At 47.9% G+C, this 17381-nt stretch carries 9 protein-coding genes; 3 read left to right on the plus strand and 6 right to left on the minus strand.

Going from position 1 to position 17381, the window contains the following annotated elements; genetic code table 11:
* Positions 1-141: 141 nt before the first annotated feature.
* Positions 142-1449 (plus strand): voltage-gated chloride channel family protein, encoded by a 1308-nt coding sequence (locus AABK39_RS14005; RefSeq protein ID WP_338391962.1) that lies wholly within the window; start codon positions 142-144, stop codon positions 1447-1449.
* Between the two features lie 665 nt (positions 1450-2114).
* Positions 2115-2960 (plus strand): sulfotransferase family protein, encoded by an 846-nt coding sequence (locus AABK39_RS14010; protein WP_338391963.1) that lies wholly within the window; start codon positions 2115-2117, stop codon positions 2958-2960.
* Positions 2961-3092: 132 nt separating this feature from the next.
* Here AABK39_RS14010 and AABK39_RS14015 read toward each other — a convergent pair whose 3' ends face one another.
* The 5 genes from AABK39_RS14015 to AABK39_RS14035 all read right to left on the minus strand — a co-directional run bounded on the left by AABK39_RS14015 (position 3093) and on the right by AABK39_RS14035 (position 16132).
* Positions 3093-5930, minus strand: coding sequence for an NPCBM/NEW2 domain-containing protein (locus AABK39_RS14015; protein WP_338391964.1), 2838 nt, complete (start codon positions 5928-5930; stop codon positions 3093-3095).
* A 781-nt stretch (positions 5931-6711) separates the two neighbouring features.
* Positions 6712-9552, minus strand: a complete 2841-nt coding sequence (locus AABK39_RS14020) for an NPCBM/NEW2 domain-containing protein (RefSeq protein WP_338391965.1) — start codon at positions 9550-9552, stop codon at positions 6712-6714.
* A 237-nt stretch (positions 9553-9789) separates the two neighbouring features.
* Positions 9790-11457: a RagB/SusD family nutrient uptake outer membrane protein gene (locus AABK39_RS14025; protein WP_338391966.1), complete on the minus strand. Its 1668-nt coding sequence runs from the start codon at positions 11455-11457 to the stop codon at positions 9790-9792.
* A gap of 21 nt (positions 11458-11478) precedes the next feature.
* Positions 11479-14688, minus strand: coding sequence for a TonB-dependent receptor (locus AABK39_RS14030; RefSeq protein ID WP_338391967.1), 3210 nt, complete (start codon positions 14686-14688; stop codon positions 11479-11481).
* 262 nt (positions 14689-14950) lie between these two features.
* Complete coding sequence (locus AABK39_RS14035; RefSeq protein ID WP_338391968.1) at positions 14951-16132, minus strand: FecR family protein; 1182 nt, start codon at positions 16130-16132, stop codon at positions 14951-14953.
* A 209-nt stretch (positions 16133-16341) separates the two neighbouring features.
* Between AABK39_RS14035 and AABK39_RS14040 the strand changes: the two genes are divergently transcribed.
* Positions 16342-16848, plus strand: a complete 507-nt coding sequence (locus AABK39_RS14040; protein WP_338391969.1) for an RNA polymerase sigma-70 factor — start codon at positions 16342-16344, stop codon at positions 16846-16848.
* Positions 16849-16921: 73 nt separating this feature from the next.
* On the opposite strand, the gene AABK39_RS14045 is transcribed toward AABK39_RS14040, so the two are convergent.
* Positions 16922-17344: a 6-pyruvoyl trahydropterin synthase family protein gene (locus AABK39_RS14045; RefSeq protein ID WP_338391970.1), complete on the minus strand. Its 423-nt coding sequence runs from the start codon at positions 17342-17344 to the stop codon at positions 16922-16924.
* Positions 17345-17381: the final 37 nt, after the last annotated feature.

The following is a 17381-nucleotide window of genomic DNA, read 5'->3' on the forward strand; positions in this document are numbered from 1 at the left end:
AAATTTTCACGTAATTCTACAAGCATGACGAATGTCTTGCATTTTTTAGCTGAAAACCAAGACATTCGCATCCGCAAACAATCGGTTGACATAAGGGGTAAGACTCCCGGGCAATCGCCCAAACAATAGCATAGTATAATCATGGACGAAAAACCATCGCACAGTTCCGATAGCCTGTACGTCAAAACATTCCGAAGAATACCCGTAGTCTTCTATCTGATCAAGTGGCTGATCATTACGCTACTTATCGGTGCCGGGGCCGGCACGGCTTCCGCCTGGTTCCTTTTCTCATTGGAATGGGCCACCGATTTCCGGGAAAGTCACCTTTTCATGATCGCCCTTTTGCCGCTTGGTGGACTTGCGGTCGGCTTGCTTTACCATTATTTCGGAAAACGGGTGGAAAAAGGGAACAACCTGATTTTGGAGCAAATCCATTCCCCGAAAAAGATCCTGCAATTCCGCATGGCCCCGATGGTGTTCGGCGGAACGGTAATCACCCACCTTTTCGGCGGATCGGCCGGGCGCGAGGGCACCGCCATACAGATGGCCGCTTCCATCGCCGACCAATTTACCGGACTGTTCAAACTTAGGCCACGCGACCGCAAAATCTTGCTTATCGCCGGTATGGCCGCCGGTTTTGGTTCGGTGTTCGGTACGCCTTTAGCCGGGGCAGTCTTTGGTTTGGAGGTGTTCTTTTTGGGCCGAATCAGGTACGACGCCATTCTCCCGGCCTTTATGGCTTCCGTTTTCGCCGACCATGTTACCCGAATGTGGAATGCGCACCACTCCCACTACAGCGTCAGCTTCATTCCCGAAGCCGACTTTCAGAACGTTCTGTACGCCATAGTGGCGGGCATCTGTTTCGGATTGGCCGGGAGGGCTTTCGCCAAAGCGACTCACAAATGGGGCGGATTTCTGAAAAAACACATCAAATACCCTCCGTTCCGCCCGGTTGTAGGCGGTGTGATAATCGCCGCATTGGTTTACCTTACGGGCACTACCAAATATATCGGTCTGGGACTGCCGACTATCAGCGCCGCTTTCAGCGAACCTCTCCCCGCTTACGATTTCGCAGCCAAGCTGATCTTTACGGCAATCACTCTGGGCGCAGCTTACAAAGGCGGTGAAGTTACGCCTCTTTTCTTCATCGGCGCCACTTTGGGCAACGCATTGGCTTATGTGCTTCCGATGCCCGTTGCGGTATTGGCCGGAATTGGATTTGTCGGGGTCTTTGCGGGTGCGGCCAATACTCCGTTGGCCTGTACCCTAATGGCTATCGAACTTTTCGGCGCCGAGATCGGGATTTTCGCAGGCATAGCATGCGTAACGGCTTACATGTTTTCGGGACATGCGGGTATTTACTCTTCTCAGGTTATTGGTATGCCCAAGCATCTGAAATATGGGCGAGACAAGAACAGAAAAATCGGAGATGCAGGAGAAAAACGATAAGGAACTCCTTATTACGACAAAAAACACGATTCTAACCGGAGTCGTGTTTTTTTGTACTCTTTGAGATAAAAAGAATGCGCCGGGGCATAAGAATCGCAATACCACCCAACAACCACTTTGAGTGTGCCTCCGACGCACCTTCGGCACCTTGTGCCAATTTCTTTTGATCGCTTATAAAATTGACACCAAAAATCGTTATCTGGTTTGATTTGAATCAAAATAATATCACATAAAGATAAAAAAGAGGTTATCAACAAACTCCCTAATCATAAATATTATCCAATACACTTCAACTACCATTTTCACTTATCCTGTAACTTAAAAAGTTAAAACAAACAACAGCCACCTCATCATACAATCACACTTAAATCTATTAAGACCCTGATAATATATTAAAATATGAAAAATAACATCGACAACAAAAACACATAACACACTACTAATCAAATAATTAAAAAATCAACATAACAAACCGAATATTCATTTTGATTTATTAAAGTAATTTTTCGTTTTCACTGTGCAAATAGTAATAAAACAATAAAAAGAGTCTAGATTGCGTGCTCAAGAACAGGGGGTCTGGTCGTTTAATGAAATTCTAAAAATTAGAATCCGAACATTTACACCAAATCACCTAGAGTTGTAATCAAGAGGAATCGAATAATTAAATGAACGACGTATTTTTTGATCCGTCACAATCAGATTTTCTGACGGATTGGACAAAAAAACACGAAAACACAGAGAGTGACATTGCCCTACGAAACGATTCAACTGCCACCGAATATGAAGAAATAGCAATTAATGAAGCCCCTATTTTCATCATAGGCTTTTGGCAAGGCGGAGGCGAACTTATTTATGATGTTATTCGCCACGACAGCCAGTTCGGAAGCGTTAGTTTGAATGCCACTAGCGACAAGAATTTCACGGATTTCTTATCTGGAAAGACTGATTTTCTCCAAGAGTTGATCACTCCCAGCGACACGTCCCTTTGGGAAGCGGATTGCCTAAGGCTCGCTCAAAAGACCATGAAACTTTCGGGTAGGAAAAGGTTTTTGTGCCATAATCCCGGATACATGAACCGCCTTGAGCTGATCACGGATCTTTTCCCCGACGCAAAATTTGTCCGTGTTTTCCGAAATCCGCAATCCATCTTGGAGCGAGTGGAACGCAACCTGAATGCGGACGAAAACGCAAAAAATCGCATTTTGCAGGTTTACGATAAGATGTACAGTGAGTATGAGGCCGAAAAGCTTTTTGTTCTCCCCGAAAACTTGGTGGAAATCCCCTTTGAGGAATTCGAAGTTGATAGCATGAATTGCATCAAAAGAATTTATTCGAAATTGGAAATCCCGGGGTTCGAACGCGCCGAAGCGGCATTGGAATACGGTGTTTCGCAAATTCTTCCCGCACTAAAGGAAGAGCAAGCGTACTCTGACAAGGCACTGGAAAGCATCATTTCGTTTCTTGACAACGCCCAAAAGAGTGAGCGGTATGATCCGCATTCTCTCGCCTAAAAAAAGTCGAGAAATTGACCTTAGCGCTTTTTGTAAACTAACTTACAGTTTTACGCACAAGCAAGAGCCGGCCCGTTCAAAAGAACGAGTCCGGCTCCGCTGGCACAACACGCTGATCCATATAAGCTGGTGTTATAGACTGTCCTCGTCTCCGCTTTCCAACACGTACCAAGTGTAGGAATTCGGCTCCATATCAATTTCGATTTCCATATCGTAATTTCGGTTGAGATTCACCTCCACAGCCTCGCCTCCTTCTTTTTTCACTATCGCTTTGCCTTTGATGCCCGTGTAATACATCGGCAACTTGATTTTCTTTTTCAGATGCCTTTCCGTAGGGTTATAGATCATTGCGAACCCTTTCTCCTTCAATTCCGGATTTACGTGCAAAACGGCGTCATAATCACGGCCGTCAGGACGGCGAACATGGATGATGTCAGAACTCAAAATCGCCCGATAGCGCTTATACCAATTAATCATCCGGATCACCAAGGCCTTGGTCGCCGGCGAGTCATACAGCCTCATCCCCCTGTATGTGGACTGGATTCCCGAACCGTAGTTTTGGGCCATATGCGCCTCGTATTCTTTCAAGTGGTCTTTCAAAGGCTCAAGCGTAGCCTGGGCTCCGCCTCCGTGGTATTCGACCAAAGGCGTGAACGTCCAGCACATGCTAGGCGCCCTGTCCCAAAGTCCGTCGTAGATGTTCTGCCTGCCCAACACAATCTGCCTTTCGCGTGGCAAAGACCAATTCACCTCACGATATCCGACAGCGGCCTTGTTGCTTCCCGACAGGAAATAAAAATCCGGAACGTTCATATAAGCGCCACGGCTCCGGAGCCACTTATAAAAATCCGTTATTCGCTTCCACGCCACCCACTGCGAATCATGCTCGCCTTTGTGGTATTTATGGTCTTTCGAAGCGCAAATTTGTCCCGGGTACGACCCGTCGTGGGTGAATTGGCTGAAGCCTGTCTTTTCATAAAACTCCTTTAGTTTTCGGAAATAATCATTGGCCCATTCCGTACCGAGGCACGGGGAACCTCCGTGAATCACACCTCTGCGTTTGCCAGTTTCCGGATTAATCACATCGACGGATTCGCTTATTCTCCTGCTTGACAAAAGCGAATAACCGCCCAGCGCTATGCCTTTGGATTTTGCGTAATCGCTCAGGGCTTTAAACTTGGCGATGTTCGCCGGGCTGTCGTCTTCAAAATTAAGTCCGCTGCCAAAGGTCAGGCTGACCATTTCATATCCCGTCTCGGCGCATTGGTCGATCGCCCTTTTGACAATCTTTGGGTCCGTAGAGCGAACATGCATATAAATCGGGTTTTCGAAAGCCCAAGGAGCCAAAGCCCTGTACATGCGGCGTATCCCAAGACCTTTGCGCTCACGGTCGTGTGAGTCGTGAACCAATTCGAATGTCCTGAATGTCATAAACGAGTCGCCGGGAAGCACTTTCTGATTTGGACCGATCGGTGGCCTCGACTCCAATACGCAGGGGATCTCAAAACGGTAATTCGGCTGGGAAGTGTATTTCAAATCCCGCTCCCAACGGGTCGTAACCTTGGAGGCGCCCTGAGGCCTTGAATTATGAAACGCGTAATCGCTCTCCACATGAATGTTTGGCTTCCGGATCTCGTCCCGTTTGCCTTTGCTCGATTCGGCCTCCACTACGGCCAGCACTTCATTCGAAAACTTATTGACCGTAAGCGGAACGCTCTTGCCGTTTTTCACTTCTATCCATTTGCCCAGCAGGGGCAAACCGTCGTACATCTCATAGTAAACTTTTACGGTAACGCCTTCCAATGCCTCCGCATGGTGTTTCAGGGTAAAAACCAACCGTTTCCCTTTTGCCGGATATTGGCTCACTAAGCTCCAACGTGTCTGTTTCCAAGGAAACGGCGCTTGGATTTCCCCGATTTCGAAATCCGCCACAAAGAAATCTTCCGGGCTGGCAAACAGGTCATCCAGCCAAGCTTTTTTGAAATAGCCCCGCTCCCGCTCACCGTGCAACCCGCCTAGCGTGTACGTTTTGCCGTCAATAGTTAGTCTTCCCTCAGGACTCACGGCCCTGAGAACGGCTTGGTTTTCCATATGATTATCAAACCCAACAGTCGCCAAATTAGGACTTAAGCGGAACGTCCGGGTGATTAGCCCGTTGCCCAATTCAAGTGACCTGCCATCGTCGCCGGCCCGTATCTCCGCTTTCCAAGGGGCGGGATTCAGAAGCCAATCCGCTTCGCCGTGGTCGGGGTAACGAACTTGTCCGCGCCTTACTTTGGCCAACTTAGGAGCCAAATGTTTTTTGAAAAACCCGTCCGAAACGCTTCGGGACGCCCCGTAATTTTCATCCACCAAAAACGGACGGTCGCCCTCGTACTCCAACACCGTTTCCAGCCAATCGGCGTGGTCGCCACTCGGGCCATCGCCGGCGTCGGTGACCGAAAGCTTCAGGATTTTTACGCCGGACAAATCCACGTTCGCGGATTTCGGCCGATCGCCCTTTTTCATCACCTCGCTGGACCAGAGCAACGCACCGTCACCCCGAATCTCGAACACCACGCTTCCCGGCAATATTTCTCCGGAGACATCCGTAAGGCCCTTAAAATGCCAGAACTTGAAATTATGTCTTTTGCCCTCAACATAATAAAGCCTTTCGCCGGCTGTCATCACGTTTGACTTAACCTTTTTCGGAAGTGGAAAACGGTCGTTCACCCCCACTTTGGTTCTGAACCTATTCCCTTTTCCGTCCAGCCAAACAAACATCTCCGTACCCGAACTTACCCCAACTCCGCTATCGTATTGTTTTCCCCGGACAGTCAGGGCGTTATTGGTTACGGACTTATTCTTTTCCGCCGAGCCGAACACGACTTTAGCGTCGCTCAAATTTAGTTCGGACAATTCCACCTTCTTTTGCGCCATCAATGACAGCGAGCTAAAAAGTAGAAAAATCACATAAATGGACTCCCTCATAATTCATGAATTTTAATAAAAACAAATCCTTACAAGAGTGACAGTCAATGGGTTAATTATAAGATTACTTTACCCAGAAGCATACATCAGTTCAACTCTCACAACATAATCCCAAATCCAACCAACTGAATATCAAACCGCAAGACATACTGCGCTATAATAAATCCACACTCCGCTACTATTGTCCTGTTTCCAGCTACCTAAACACCCGAAGAAGATCGATCCGAAGTCACTTTCCGCTAAGAAATTTGAATCGAAAACTTATCTGACAGAAAAAACAAAAAGCGAATTCCGGCTTTCAATTCCATCCAAAACCATAAAGCGTGTCACGTTTTCGAGAGGAAATAAACAACAAGCATAAAACCGGCGGAAGCATTTTGCCAGTATTCTCAAGCGCTAAGATTCAGCTGAATTTCTTCTCTTTTGTCATACATTATGTCTCAAAAATAGCTTTCAGTAAAGGAGATGGACTGCCTAACCACCCATTATGAAACGCCTGAAACCTTGCCGGCCAATGGACAAAAAGAGGGAGTAACTTTTACTAAAAAGCGCCAAGCCTGAGAAAAAACAAAAGCCGGCCCGTTCAAAAGAACGAGTCCGACTCCGTCTGGCTACTTTGCCCAGCTGACACACGCAGGCAAATCCTTATATGTTGACGCTAGAAACGCCTCAAAAATATTACTCCGCTCCGGTCCCTAACCGCCAACACTTTCATCGGCGCGGTACCAAATACATAATTCCCGATACCTAAGACCTTACAGAGTTATTTTTTCATAACCGCTTAGAGACTTTTTTCGTCACCGCTTTCCAACACATACCAAGTGTAGGAATTCGGCTCCATATCAATCTCGATTTCCATATCGTAATTACGGTTAAGCTTAACCTCTACGGCTTTTCCTCCTTCTTTTTTCACCAAAGCTTTGCCCTTGATACCGGTGTAGTACATCGGCAATTTGATTTTCTTTTTCAGGCGCTTGTCCGTTGGGTTATAGATCATGGCGAATCCTTTTTCCTTCAGTTCGGGATTCACGTGCATAATGGCGTCGTAATCACGGCCGTCCGGACGGCGAACGTGTACGATATCGGAGTTCATGATATCGCGGTATTCTTTATACCACTTGATCATCTTCACCACCAATTCCTTGGTCTTAGGCGAATCGTACAGGCGAGGTCCGCGATAGCAGGCCTGAACACCCGAACCGTAGTTCTGCGCCATATGCGCCTCGTATTCGAACAAGTGGTCTTTCAGCGGTTCCAAAGTAGCGGCTTTTCCTCCGCCATGGTATTGTACCAACGGCACGAAGGTCCAGCACATACTCGGTGTACGCTCCCACTGCCCGTCGTAGATGTTCTGACGACCGAGCATAATCTGTCTGTCGCGCGGCAAAGACCAGTTCACCTCGCGGTAGCCGATACCGGTTTTGTTCGTTCCGCTCAGGAAATAGTAATCGGGAATGTTCATATACACGCCACGGCCGCGGAGCCACTTGTAAAAATCGGTGATTTGCTTCCAGGCGTGCCACTGCGAATCCTCCGTGCCTTGGTGGTGCGTATGTTTCTCCGACGCACAGATCTGGCCCGGATACGATCCGTCGTGCTCCAACAGGTCAAAATCCGTTTTCTCATAAAACTTACGGAGCTTGCGGAAATAGTCGTGTCCCCAGTCACTGCCCAGGCAGGGCGCGCTTCCGTGAATTACGCCACCGCGCTTACCCGTTTTCGGGTTGATAACATCCACCTCGTCGCTGATCCAACGGCTGGAAAGCAGAGAGTAACTACCGAGTTCGATTCCTTTGGAAACGGCGTAATCGTGAAGCTCTTTGAATTTCTTGTAATTGCCTTCGCGCTCGTCTTCCATGTTCAGGCCACTGCCGAAGCTAAGGATCACCATCTCGTATCCCGTCTCAACGCATTGGTCGATGGCGGTCTTCACCACTTTCGGATCCGTTGAGGTAAGGTGCATGAAAATAGGATTTTCAAAAGCCCAAGGAGCGATGGCCCTGTACATTCTTTTTCTCGACAAGCCTTTGCGCTCACGGTCATAACTGTCGTGGATCAATTCGAACGTACGGAAAGTTTCGAACTCTCCGCCTTGTTTCACCAACTGGTTCGGCCCGATAGGCGGACGGGATTCGAGAATACATGGCGTCTTGAGGCTGTAGCTGGCTTGCGAAGTATATTTCAAATCACGCTCCCAATTGGTAGTGCGGTTGGCGCCTTTCGGACGGAAAGAATGGAACGCGTAATCGCTTTCCACATCGATATTCGGATACATTTTCATGTCGGCGTCCACTGAAGACGAGGCTTCCACCATGGCCAACACTTCGTTCGAGAACTTGTTGATGCGGATATTTTTTCCGCCTTTGTTCTCCACAGTCATCCATTTGTCGAACAACGGCAAGCCGTCATAGATTTCGTAATGAACCTTGACTACTACGCCTTCCAAAGCTTTGTCGTGATGCTTTAGGGTAAAAACAAGACGCTTGCCTTTGGCCGGATACTGGCTAACGAGGCTCCAGCGCTTCTTTTTCCAAGCGAAACGCTCTTCTATCTCACCGACTTCGAAATCGGTCACGTAAAAGTCCGCCGGGTCAGCGTACATATTGTCCACCCAGTTTTCCTTGAAATATCCGCGCTCGATCTCGCCACGGAGACCACCTACCATATACGTCTTCCCGTCTATTTCCAGACGCCCTTCAGGGCTAACGGCACGAAGCATTTCCTCACCGTTCATACGGTTGCGCAGGCCGGCGGTGGCCAAGTTTGGAGTAATGCGGAAAGTACGCGACACCAAGCCGTTGGTCAGCACCAACGATTTCTTGTCGGCGCCACGGTAAACCCCGGACCTCCAAGGCTTAGGATCGATCAGCCAGTCACGGTCGGCCGGATCGGGGAAATTTGTGGGCTCCAAAGACAACCTGCGAAGCTTCGGGGCGAGGTTTTTCTTGAAGAATTTATCAGAGGCCCCTTTTGCGAAAGCGTAAGACTCCTCCACCAAAAACGGACGGGAACCTTTGTAAGAAAGCTCCGCGCCGATCCAGTTGGCGTGGTCGCCACTAGGCCCGTCGCCGAGATCCTTGACGGTAAGCTTCAGCATTTTTATGCCTTTCAAGTTTACGCTAAGCTCTTTCGGGGCGTCGCCTTGGCGGATCTCGCCACTCTCCCACAGTAGCTTATTGTCGCCGTACACTTCGAAGATTACCGAACCGGAAGCGATTTCTCCTTGCTTGTTCGTCAGGCCCTTGAAGTGTTTGTATGGCTGGCCGTGATATTTTCCCTCGACGTAATACAGGCGCTCGCCTTCGGTCATTACGTTGGATTTGACGTTTTTCGGCAGTTTGGTCTTATCGTTTACGCCCACCTGAGCCGTAAACTTGAGGCCTTTGCCCTCAAGCCAAACGAACATCTCCGTGCCCGAGTGCACTCCCACGCCGTTTCCGTAGCTCTGGCCGGCCACCATCATCCGGCTGTGGGTGACGGAGCGGTTCTTTACGGCTTGGCCGTAGACCACCTTGGCCTTACCCAAGTTCAGCTCCGACAGCGGGGAGCTGTTCTGCGCGGAGGCCACCCCGACGCAGGAAAACAAGAACAAAGCCCATAAGGCATTCCTAAAAAATCCCATGATTGATTCTGACTAATGTTATACGATTAAATCAGCCCAAATAAACCGCCCAAGGGGTTAACGGAAGGGATAACGGCGATTAGAAACCACCTTTTTCGCTTAAAAAACACCTGCGAACAGGGAAAATGAACATTGTACACGACAAAAAAGTAAGCGCCGAGCGGACTAAAGCCCACCCGGCGCTATGCAAAATGTATCCGGGAATCAGTTCCCTAAGGGTTTACCTACACACACAAATCAGTTATACCCTGGGTTATTCGAAATAGTGCTTTCGACGTTGGCATCGATAAAGTTTTGCGGAATCGGGTAAAGTTTATCCCGGTCCGTCACTTTCGGTCCAGCCACGACGTTGTGAGCTTTGGTTCTCTCCAACCACTTGTCGTTACGCAGAAGAGTATATCTTCTGTGTTCTTCCGAATAAAGTTCACGGGCACGCTCGTCAAGGATATAATCGATAGTCATATCACCTGCCGTAGCCGGAACAGCGTTCGCTCTTTCCCTAATGGCGTTTACGTACTTCAGGGCTTCTCCCGCGTTTCCGTCTTTCACGTAAGCTTCGGCCATCAGTAAGTATGTGTCGGCGAGACGAAGGTAAAGGTGGTCGTTATAACCGTATGTCTCTTTTACGTTTTCCGCTCTAGTCCAGTCCCACTTTCTGGTATTCACTCTGAAAGACTCACGACCTTTAAATTCCGAAACCGTAGTCATCCAAAGCTTATCACCGACTTTAACGTCGTCTTTCTGGATCTTGGAAAGATCATCATAGTCACTAACCACGAAGTATTTTCTCCAAGCGTGCTCCGAAGCCCTGTCATCCTGAATCGTCTCGTTACCGGTAACAAGGTCATCACCGTAAGCTTCGGTCAACATATAGTTGGTGGCGCAAAGCCTGTCCTGACCACGGCCACCACGCTCAACCGAATAGGCCAAGCCGATAGCTTTGTTATAGTCGGAGATCAACTCGCGACGCATGATGTTTCGGCCTTTTCCACCTTCAACGTCATATTCGCTCGGAAATACCCACAACGCTTCCGTGTTGCCTTCACTGATGTTCGTGTTGCCGTCTTTGAACATGTCCATGTAAGCAACACCCGGCTGATCAGTATACTTTCCGTAACGCTCAGTAATCAAAGCGTGCGGTCCTTTTTCAATCAGATCTTTACCCACTGTAATCGCATCATTGTAGCGTCCCATGCGGACATAAAGCTCCGCCAAATAATGCTGAGCGGCACCCTTAACAACTCGTACATCGTTCAGAGGTGTTGCGCTCAATACGCTTACCGCCTCTTTCAGGTCAGATTCCATGAATTTGAAAACCTCATCCAATGACGATCTGGTCCAGTCCATACGGATGTTTGTACCGTTAGACTCCTCAACGCTTAACGGCACTTCGCCATAAAGGTATGTCAAGTGACGATACGCCCAAGCCCTCATAAACTTGGCTTCCGCCACAATGTATTTGGTATCGTCCGGCGTCATGGAATGCTCGCCATTCTCAGCGCGGTTGATTATGGTGTTGGAACTGTTCACAATCTTGTACAACCATTCCCAAATCAGCCTCATGTAAGTGTTCTGAGGATTCAAATGGTCTTGCCAGTACACGATAAACTGTGATTCCGTACGCGGGTAGCTTGACGTAATAACATCGGTACCGCCCATCATACAGCCAATCACCAAAGCGTTGGAAGTACCGACTTTACCGGCCTTTTTAACACTAACTCCGCTTCGCTCATTTCTAACAAGCGAGTATACACCGTAAAGTCCGGACTCAAAGCCCGCTTTGTCTTTATACAGGTTGTCGGCGGCAATCAGGTGGGGAGTCTCCTGATCCAGCTCGCTGTCTTGGCACGAGACGAAAAAGCATCCCGAAGCCAACAGCGCAATTGACATTAATATCTTTTTCATTCTTTTCTTCTTTACAAGGGATTAAAAGCTGAGTTGAACACCAAGAACATACTCTTCTTGCAAAGGCACGCCCAATTGCCCATTGATTTCAGGATCCATTCCGTCCCAATCCGTAATGGTGAAAAGGTTACGGCCAGTGGCGTAGATTTTCAGATTCTGCATCTTGAACCTCTTTGCCACTTCTGGATTCAAGGTATACGAAAGTGTTATATCCTTGACTCTGACAAAATTCGCACTCTCAAATATCTTCGCTTTGAAGATATTGGCATTCTCATGGTTTCTTGGATAAGAATTGATCGGATTCTCCGGTGTCCAATACGTTTTCACGTTGGTATTCGCACGTCCCTGAAAAGAATCAGCATTCAGCTTCGCGTTATTGTGTTTCGTTACACCATTCACGCCATGCATGAATACGTAAAGAGAGAAGTTCTTATATGTAAAAGTATTTTCCATACCCCAAGTCCATGTCGGGTCAAGTTGTCCCTGAATCTGACGGTCTTCGGATCCAATGGCATTGTCCCCGTTCACGTCCTTCAACTTAACGTCACCCGGTACAGCGTTTGGCTGGGCCGAATTTGCGATGTCTTCGCCTTGTTGCCACACACCGTCAAACACATAACCGTAGTTAACCCTGATAGGCTCACCGATGAAGAGATTATCGTCCGGCTTATCATATCCGCCTTCCAAAGCAACAATCTTGTTCTTGTTGGCCGACATGTTAACATTTGCGAACCAGCTGAAATCCTCACGCTCCAAAACGTAAGCTTTCAAGCCCAATTCAATACCCATGTTTTCTGTCTCACCGATATTGTCAATAATCGTGGTAAAACCGTGAGACGAAGGTACTGATCTTGCGAAAAGGAGGTCTTCGGTATTCGATTTATAAACATCCAAAGTACCTTGAATCTTTCCTTGGAAAAGTCCGAAGTCAACACCGATGTTAGTAGTGGTTGTTGATTCCCAGCTCAATACGTCGTTAGCCAAGTTAGCGGGAACAAAACCAGGCAAAGTAGCGCCGCCATTCACGAAATTCTGAACGCTCATTTTCGCCAAGTTATCATATGGCCCCACAGCTTGGTTACCGCTCTTACCATGCGAAAGTCTCAACTTCAAGTTGCTAACCGCTTCCACATCAAAGAAGCTTTCGTTATGGATATTCCAACCCAAAGCCACCGACGGAAACACGCCATATTTTTCATCATCGCCGAATCCTGAATAGCCGTCACGACGAACCGTGAATGTCGCCATATAACGATCATCGTACCCGTAGTTCAGACGGCCCATCTGCGAAAGAAGGGTAGAGCTTCTGAATTCCACTTCAGGAACAACCAAACCGCCAAGTTTCGGCTCATAGTATGTCAAAACATCGTTAGGGAAGTTTGACGCGGTTAAAGAATTGATCCTTGTTTTTTCGTACTGATAACTGTAAAGGCCAGTGAAGTTAAAGTTATGCTTACCCCATGACTTCACATAAGAAACAATGTTCTCGATCAAATACTTCTTGTCGATTCCGTCCGAAGTCTCAGCCTTACCACCAAGGTCTACACCAGTCCAAGTATCGCGTCCCCAGTAGGTGCCTTGCTCACGAAAACCAATCTCAATACCAGTATTCAGCTTGTAGCTCAGACCTTCAACATAAGGCATGTCCACTTTAAAGATATTGTTGGTGATTACGCGATAGCTCAAGTCATCGTTCACGGCCAAAGTAGGCTGGAAAGGGTTTTTGAAGTACGTGTCCGTTTCCCAAGGGTAAATGGTGTAACTGCCCCGCTCATCGTATTTCTTGGTCAACGGGTTCATTTTATATCCCCAACCGATGTCTACCGGCAAACCGCTACGATCCAAATGGGTCAACTGATTATTTGTAGAGTAAGTCAACCAGTCAAAAATCTTCTGGTCAAGGTTGATTCTCAAGTTAAAACGCTCAAACTCATCATTTATAGCGATACCCTTCGCACCAAAGTATGTTCCTGACACAAAATACTTTGTGTTTTCAGTTCCACCTCTAATCGAAAGGTTATGTTCTTGTTTTACGCCAGTCTGCGTTACCTCATCCTGCCAATCGATCCATTCGCCAGCGTCTAATATTTCCTGCTCAAACGGATCAAGGTCAACACCAAAACGCTCTTTTTTCCACGCGGCGTATTCAGGGCCGTTGTATACGTCGAGCATCTTTCCGATTTTACTCACGGCGTAGTATCCGCTATAAGAGATCGTCGGCTTGCCTTCCGTACCTTTTTTGGTCGTAATAAGAATAACGCCATTCGCACCCCTTGAACCGTAAATAGCAGTAGATGAGGCGTCCTTCAAAACGTTGATAGATTCGATATCAGCGGTATTGATATCCGAAAGGCCTCCACTGAACGGGATTCCGTCAAGAACGATCAACGGATCGTTGGAAGCGTTGATCGAGTTACGGCCACGAAGCAAAAGAGAAGTGTTTCCTCCTTCGGCCGAAGACGAAGTTACGCTAATCGTCACACCCGGCAACGCGCCCTGCAAAGCTTGCGAGAAGTTGGCGTTTGGCTTACCCTCCATACGAGAAGGGGTGATAGTCGTAACAGAACCTGTCAAATCTGACTTCTTCTGAACGCCATATCCTACAACCACGATCTCTTCCAACTCGGCTACCGACGGCTCAAGCGCCACGTCGATAACGCTACGGTTACCTACCTGCACGTCCTGCTTCAAGTAACCCACAAAGCTCACCTGAAGCACATCAGCATCTTTCACCTCAAGTACAAACTTGCCGTCAAAGTCAGTAGTGGTGCCGGTTTCGGTACCTTTGATCATAACGCTGGCGCCGGGAACTCCCTCACCGTTTTCGTCCTTTACGGTACCTGACACTGTTCGTTTTTTCTCCTGCTTTTTTGCCGGAGCCTTCTTTTTGATCAGTACCTGCTTGTCCTTAACTACAAAATAAAGGTTCGTCTTTTTGAGGGCTTGGCCCAAAACCTCGTGTACGGTGGCGTCTTTCACCTTTACCGTCACTTCCAGCTTAGGAATATCCTCGTTTCCGAAAAATACGTTGAATTCGCTGTTGTCTGTAATGTACTTGAAAAGGTCTTTCAGATGCATCGTTTCGGCAATGCTGAACTTCTTTTCTTGGGCGTAAGCGCTTTCGGCCCTCGCGGTCCCGAAGGCCATGCCTTGGAGAAGAATAAGGCTTAAAATCAGCCTCCACCCCCAGTTAACGCATCCACGTGAATGGACTTGTAGTTTTTTTTTCATACCTTACAAATTGTGTTTAGTTGTAATAAAAAATTGATTTTTCCGGGGAGTTACCAGCTCCCCGTTTTTTATCCCGAAATTTTCAAAATAGGATTCCTGTCTGGCCTGAAACAAAGTCGGCCAATTCAAACCCCGATCTAAAATTCAACTTCTAAAAACATCCCTTCCTTAGGCGCCACACACTGCACGGCACCTCATTCTCCCCCTCTTTATATTTCTACCAAAAATTTCTCTCTCAAAAAAGCCGGTTTCCCGACTCGATTCACTTAATGAAGACTACGTTACCGTAAATCTCGTACTTGAAATCCTGAAAATCCTTAAGTATCTCAAGCACAGTCCTTATGTCTTCTTGCTCAAACTGACCGGTATAGTGGATTTTGTCCAGATCTCCATTCTCGTTCTGAATCTCCACTCCGTACCAATTCTCAAGCATCGGTATCAAATCGCTCATATACAGGTTTTCGAAACGGAGTTTCCCGTCCACCCAAGCCGTATATACATTCGGATCCACTTTTTGGACCTCTCCGACATTCTCGTCACGGTCCCAGCGAAGCTGGTCGCCCGGCTTCAGGCGTCTGGTAAAACCTTCGCCGGCGGAAGCCTCTACGGAACCTTCAACCAAAGTCGTCCTTACGTCATCGCCACCACGGTAGGCGTTTATGTTAAAAAGCGTCCCCAATACCCTGACTTTCACATCATCAGTCTTTACAACAAAAGGCTTTTCCTTGTTGTGCGCCACATCAAAACAGGCCTCTCCTTCCAGCTCCACCACTCTGTTTTGGCTTACAAAGTTTACCGGGTAGCGCATTCTGGAGCCTCCGTTAAGCCACACTTCCGTACCGTCGGAAAGCTCAATCTCATAGCGCTTACCTTTAGGCACAATAATCTCATTGAAGCGCATCTTCTCCTGCCTTTCGGCCACGGACCTATACACGGCCCGACGACCTTTGAAGTCGATACCCTCCGGCAACGAGTCCGCAAGGGGCTCGTCAAGATCCAGTGAGCTTCCGTCATGAAGCACCAGAGTAACGTTCTGACTATACGGGTCGTGTTTCTGTTGCACAGTTTCCGCGACGGGAGTTTGCAAAGAATCGCTTCCGTACCAAGTCATCACGACAGAGGCCGACAACACGAGAGCGAAAACGGCGACCATCCGGTAACCCGACCAAGCGGACTTTCGGACCGGCTCAATCCGCCGGATTTTCCGAGGTTTGTCCACTTTCTTTTCAAAAGCCTCCCAAGCTTTCAGCGGATCGGCTTCGGATCTCCTCCTTTCGGCTATGGCCCCAATCCTGTTTTCGGTCTCCCTCAAACCCTCAATCTCCTCTTCTCGCCATTCGCCTAAAAACTCGGTCTCTTCGTCAGTCAGTCGTTCTCCCCTATCCCTCTTTTTTATTAGCGCTAATATTTGTTCCCACACTGCCATTTTTTCGAATTCGATCATTGTGTTCTGTACTTATTACACCGCCGTCGCAAAATACCCTTAGTATTTCTTCATTTTTTTTTCACATAACAAAAATTGAAATGTCGTAAGTAATTTGTTTATTTACCTAAGTTATCGCCTTCCCAATGCGTTTGGGAGGGTTTTTAAGGGGCCAATTAACGTGTTTCGATGCCGGTTCCGACACATCATCAACTTCAGAAAAATTTTGTATGGACGACAGAAAACTACTCTTTCACAGAGCTTTCTTGTCATTCTATTCTCCAATTTGCGCCTATGTCGCCCAATACACCAAAGACATGGCCGAGGCGGAGGAACTTGTTCAGCAAGCGTTTTACAAGGCTTGGGAGGCGGGAAGGGAGTTCGAGTCCGAAACGCACCTGAAGAACTACCTGTACCGCTCTACCTATAATATGACCCTGAACTGGAAAAGGCATCAAAGTATTGTCAGGGAACACCAAGCCTACACAAAACACGTAATGGCCGACCAATACGGTACGGAAGCCGACGGATTCGAGATAAACGAAATTCTGGAAAACACGGTCAAATCCCTCCCCGACCAATGCCGGCGAGCTTTCGAGCTTAACCGCTTCGGCGGGCTCAAATACAAGGAAGTGGCCGACACCATGGGCCTTTCCGTCCGTACCGTGGAAGTGCACGTGTCCAAAGCGCTGAAGAAACTCCGGGAATCGATGAAAGACTATCTGGAACCGCACTGATCCAAAGGCACAAAAAAAAGCGCATCCGTAAGGCGCGCTTGAGTGAGACCGAAGCCCTTTCGGGCCCGTATTTTTACTCTCCGTAATATTCGGCGAAGCTAGTCTTGGTTTCGTAGAGTTTCAGGCAATGCAACTGCACGTTGCCGTCGGTGGCCTCGAGCACCTTCGGCGCCAGCACGTTCCACATTTCCTTCACGAACACCTCGCAAGTCGTCATTTTACCTTTCATGAAATCCACGTCCAAGTTCAGGTTCTTATGGTCCACTTTTTTGATAATTTCCTTCTTGACGATCTTTTTAAGGTCTTTGAAGTTCATTACCATGCCCGTCTCCGGGTTCGGGTCACCTTTTACGGTTACGGTCAAGTCGTAGTTATGTCCGTGCCAGTTTTCGTGCGCACAGCCTTCGAACACCTCTTCGTTTTTTTCTTTCGACCAATTCGGATTGTATAATTGGTGCGCCGCACAAAAGCTCAGCTCCTTACTTAAATAGATCATTTTCTTACCCTTTACAGAATCGTTCGCGAATATAAGC

The sequence above is a fragment of the Fulvitalea axinellae genome (assembly GCF_036492835.1).
Lineage (GTDB): Bacteria > Bacteroidota > Bacteroidia > Cytophagales > Cyclobacteriaceae > Fulvitalea > Fulvitalea axinellae.

What these genes read in the sequence shown, in the direction of transcription:
- AABK39_RS14005 (WP_338391962.1), top strand. Translation starts at nt 142, where the DNA reads ATGGACGAAAAACCATCGCACAGTTCCGATAGCCTGTACGTCAAAACA.
- AABK39_RS14010 (WP_338391963.1), top strand. Translation starts at nt 2,115, where the DNA reads ATGAACGACGTATTTTTTGATCCGTCACAATCAGATTTTCTGACGGAT.
- AABK39_RS14015 (WP_338391964.1), bottom strand. Translation starts at nt 5,930, where the DNA reads ATGAGGGAGTCCATTTATGTGATTTTTCTACTTTTTAGCTCGCTGTCA.
- AABK39_RS14020 (WP_338391965.1), bottom strand. Translation starts at nt 9,552, where the DNA reads ATGGGATTTTTTAGGAATGCCTTATGGGCTTTGTTCTTGTTTTCCTGC.
- AABK39_RS14025 (WP_338391966.1), bottom strand. Translation starts at nt 11,457, where the DNA reads ATGAAAAAGATATTAATGTCAATTGCGCTGTTGGCTTCGGGATGCTTT.
- AABK39_RS14030 (WP_338391967.1), bottom strand. Translation starts at nt 14,688, where the DNA reads ATGAAAAAAAAACTACAAGTCCATTCACGTGGATGCGTTAACTGGGGG.
- AABK39_RS14035 (WP_338391968.1), bottom strand. Translation starts at nt 16,132, where the DNA reads ATGATCGAATTCGAAAAAATGGCAGTGTGGGAACAAATATTAGCGCTA.
- AABK39_RS14040 (WP_338391969.1), top strand. Translation starts at nt 16,342, where the DNA reads ATGGACGACAGAAAACTACTCTTTCACAGAGCTTTCTTGTCATTCTAT.
- AABK39_RS14045 (WP_338391970.1), bottom strand. Translation starts at nt 17,344, where the DNA reads ATGATCTATTTAAGTAAGGAGCTGAGCTTTTGTGCGGCGCACCAATTA.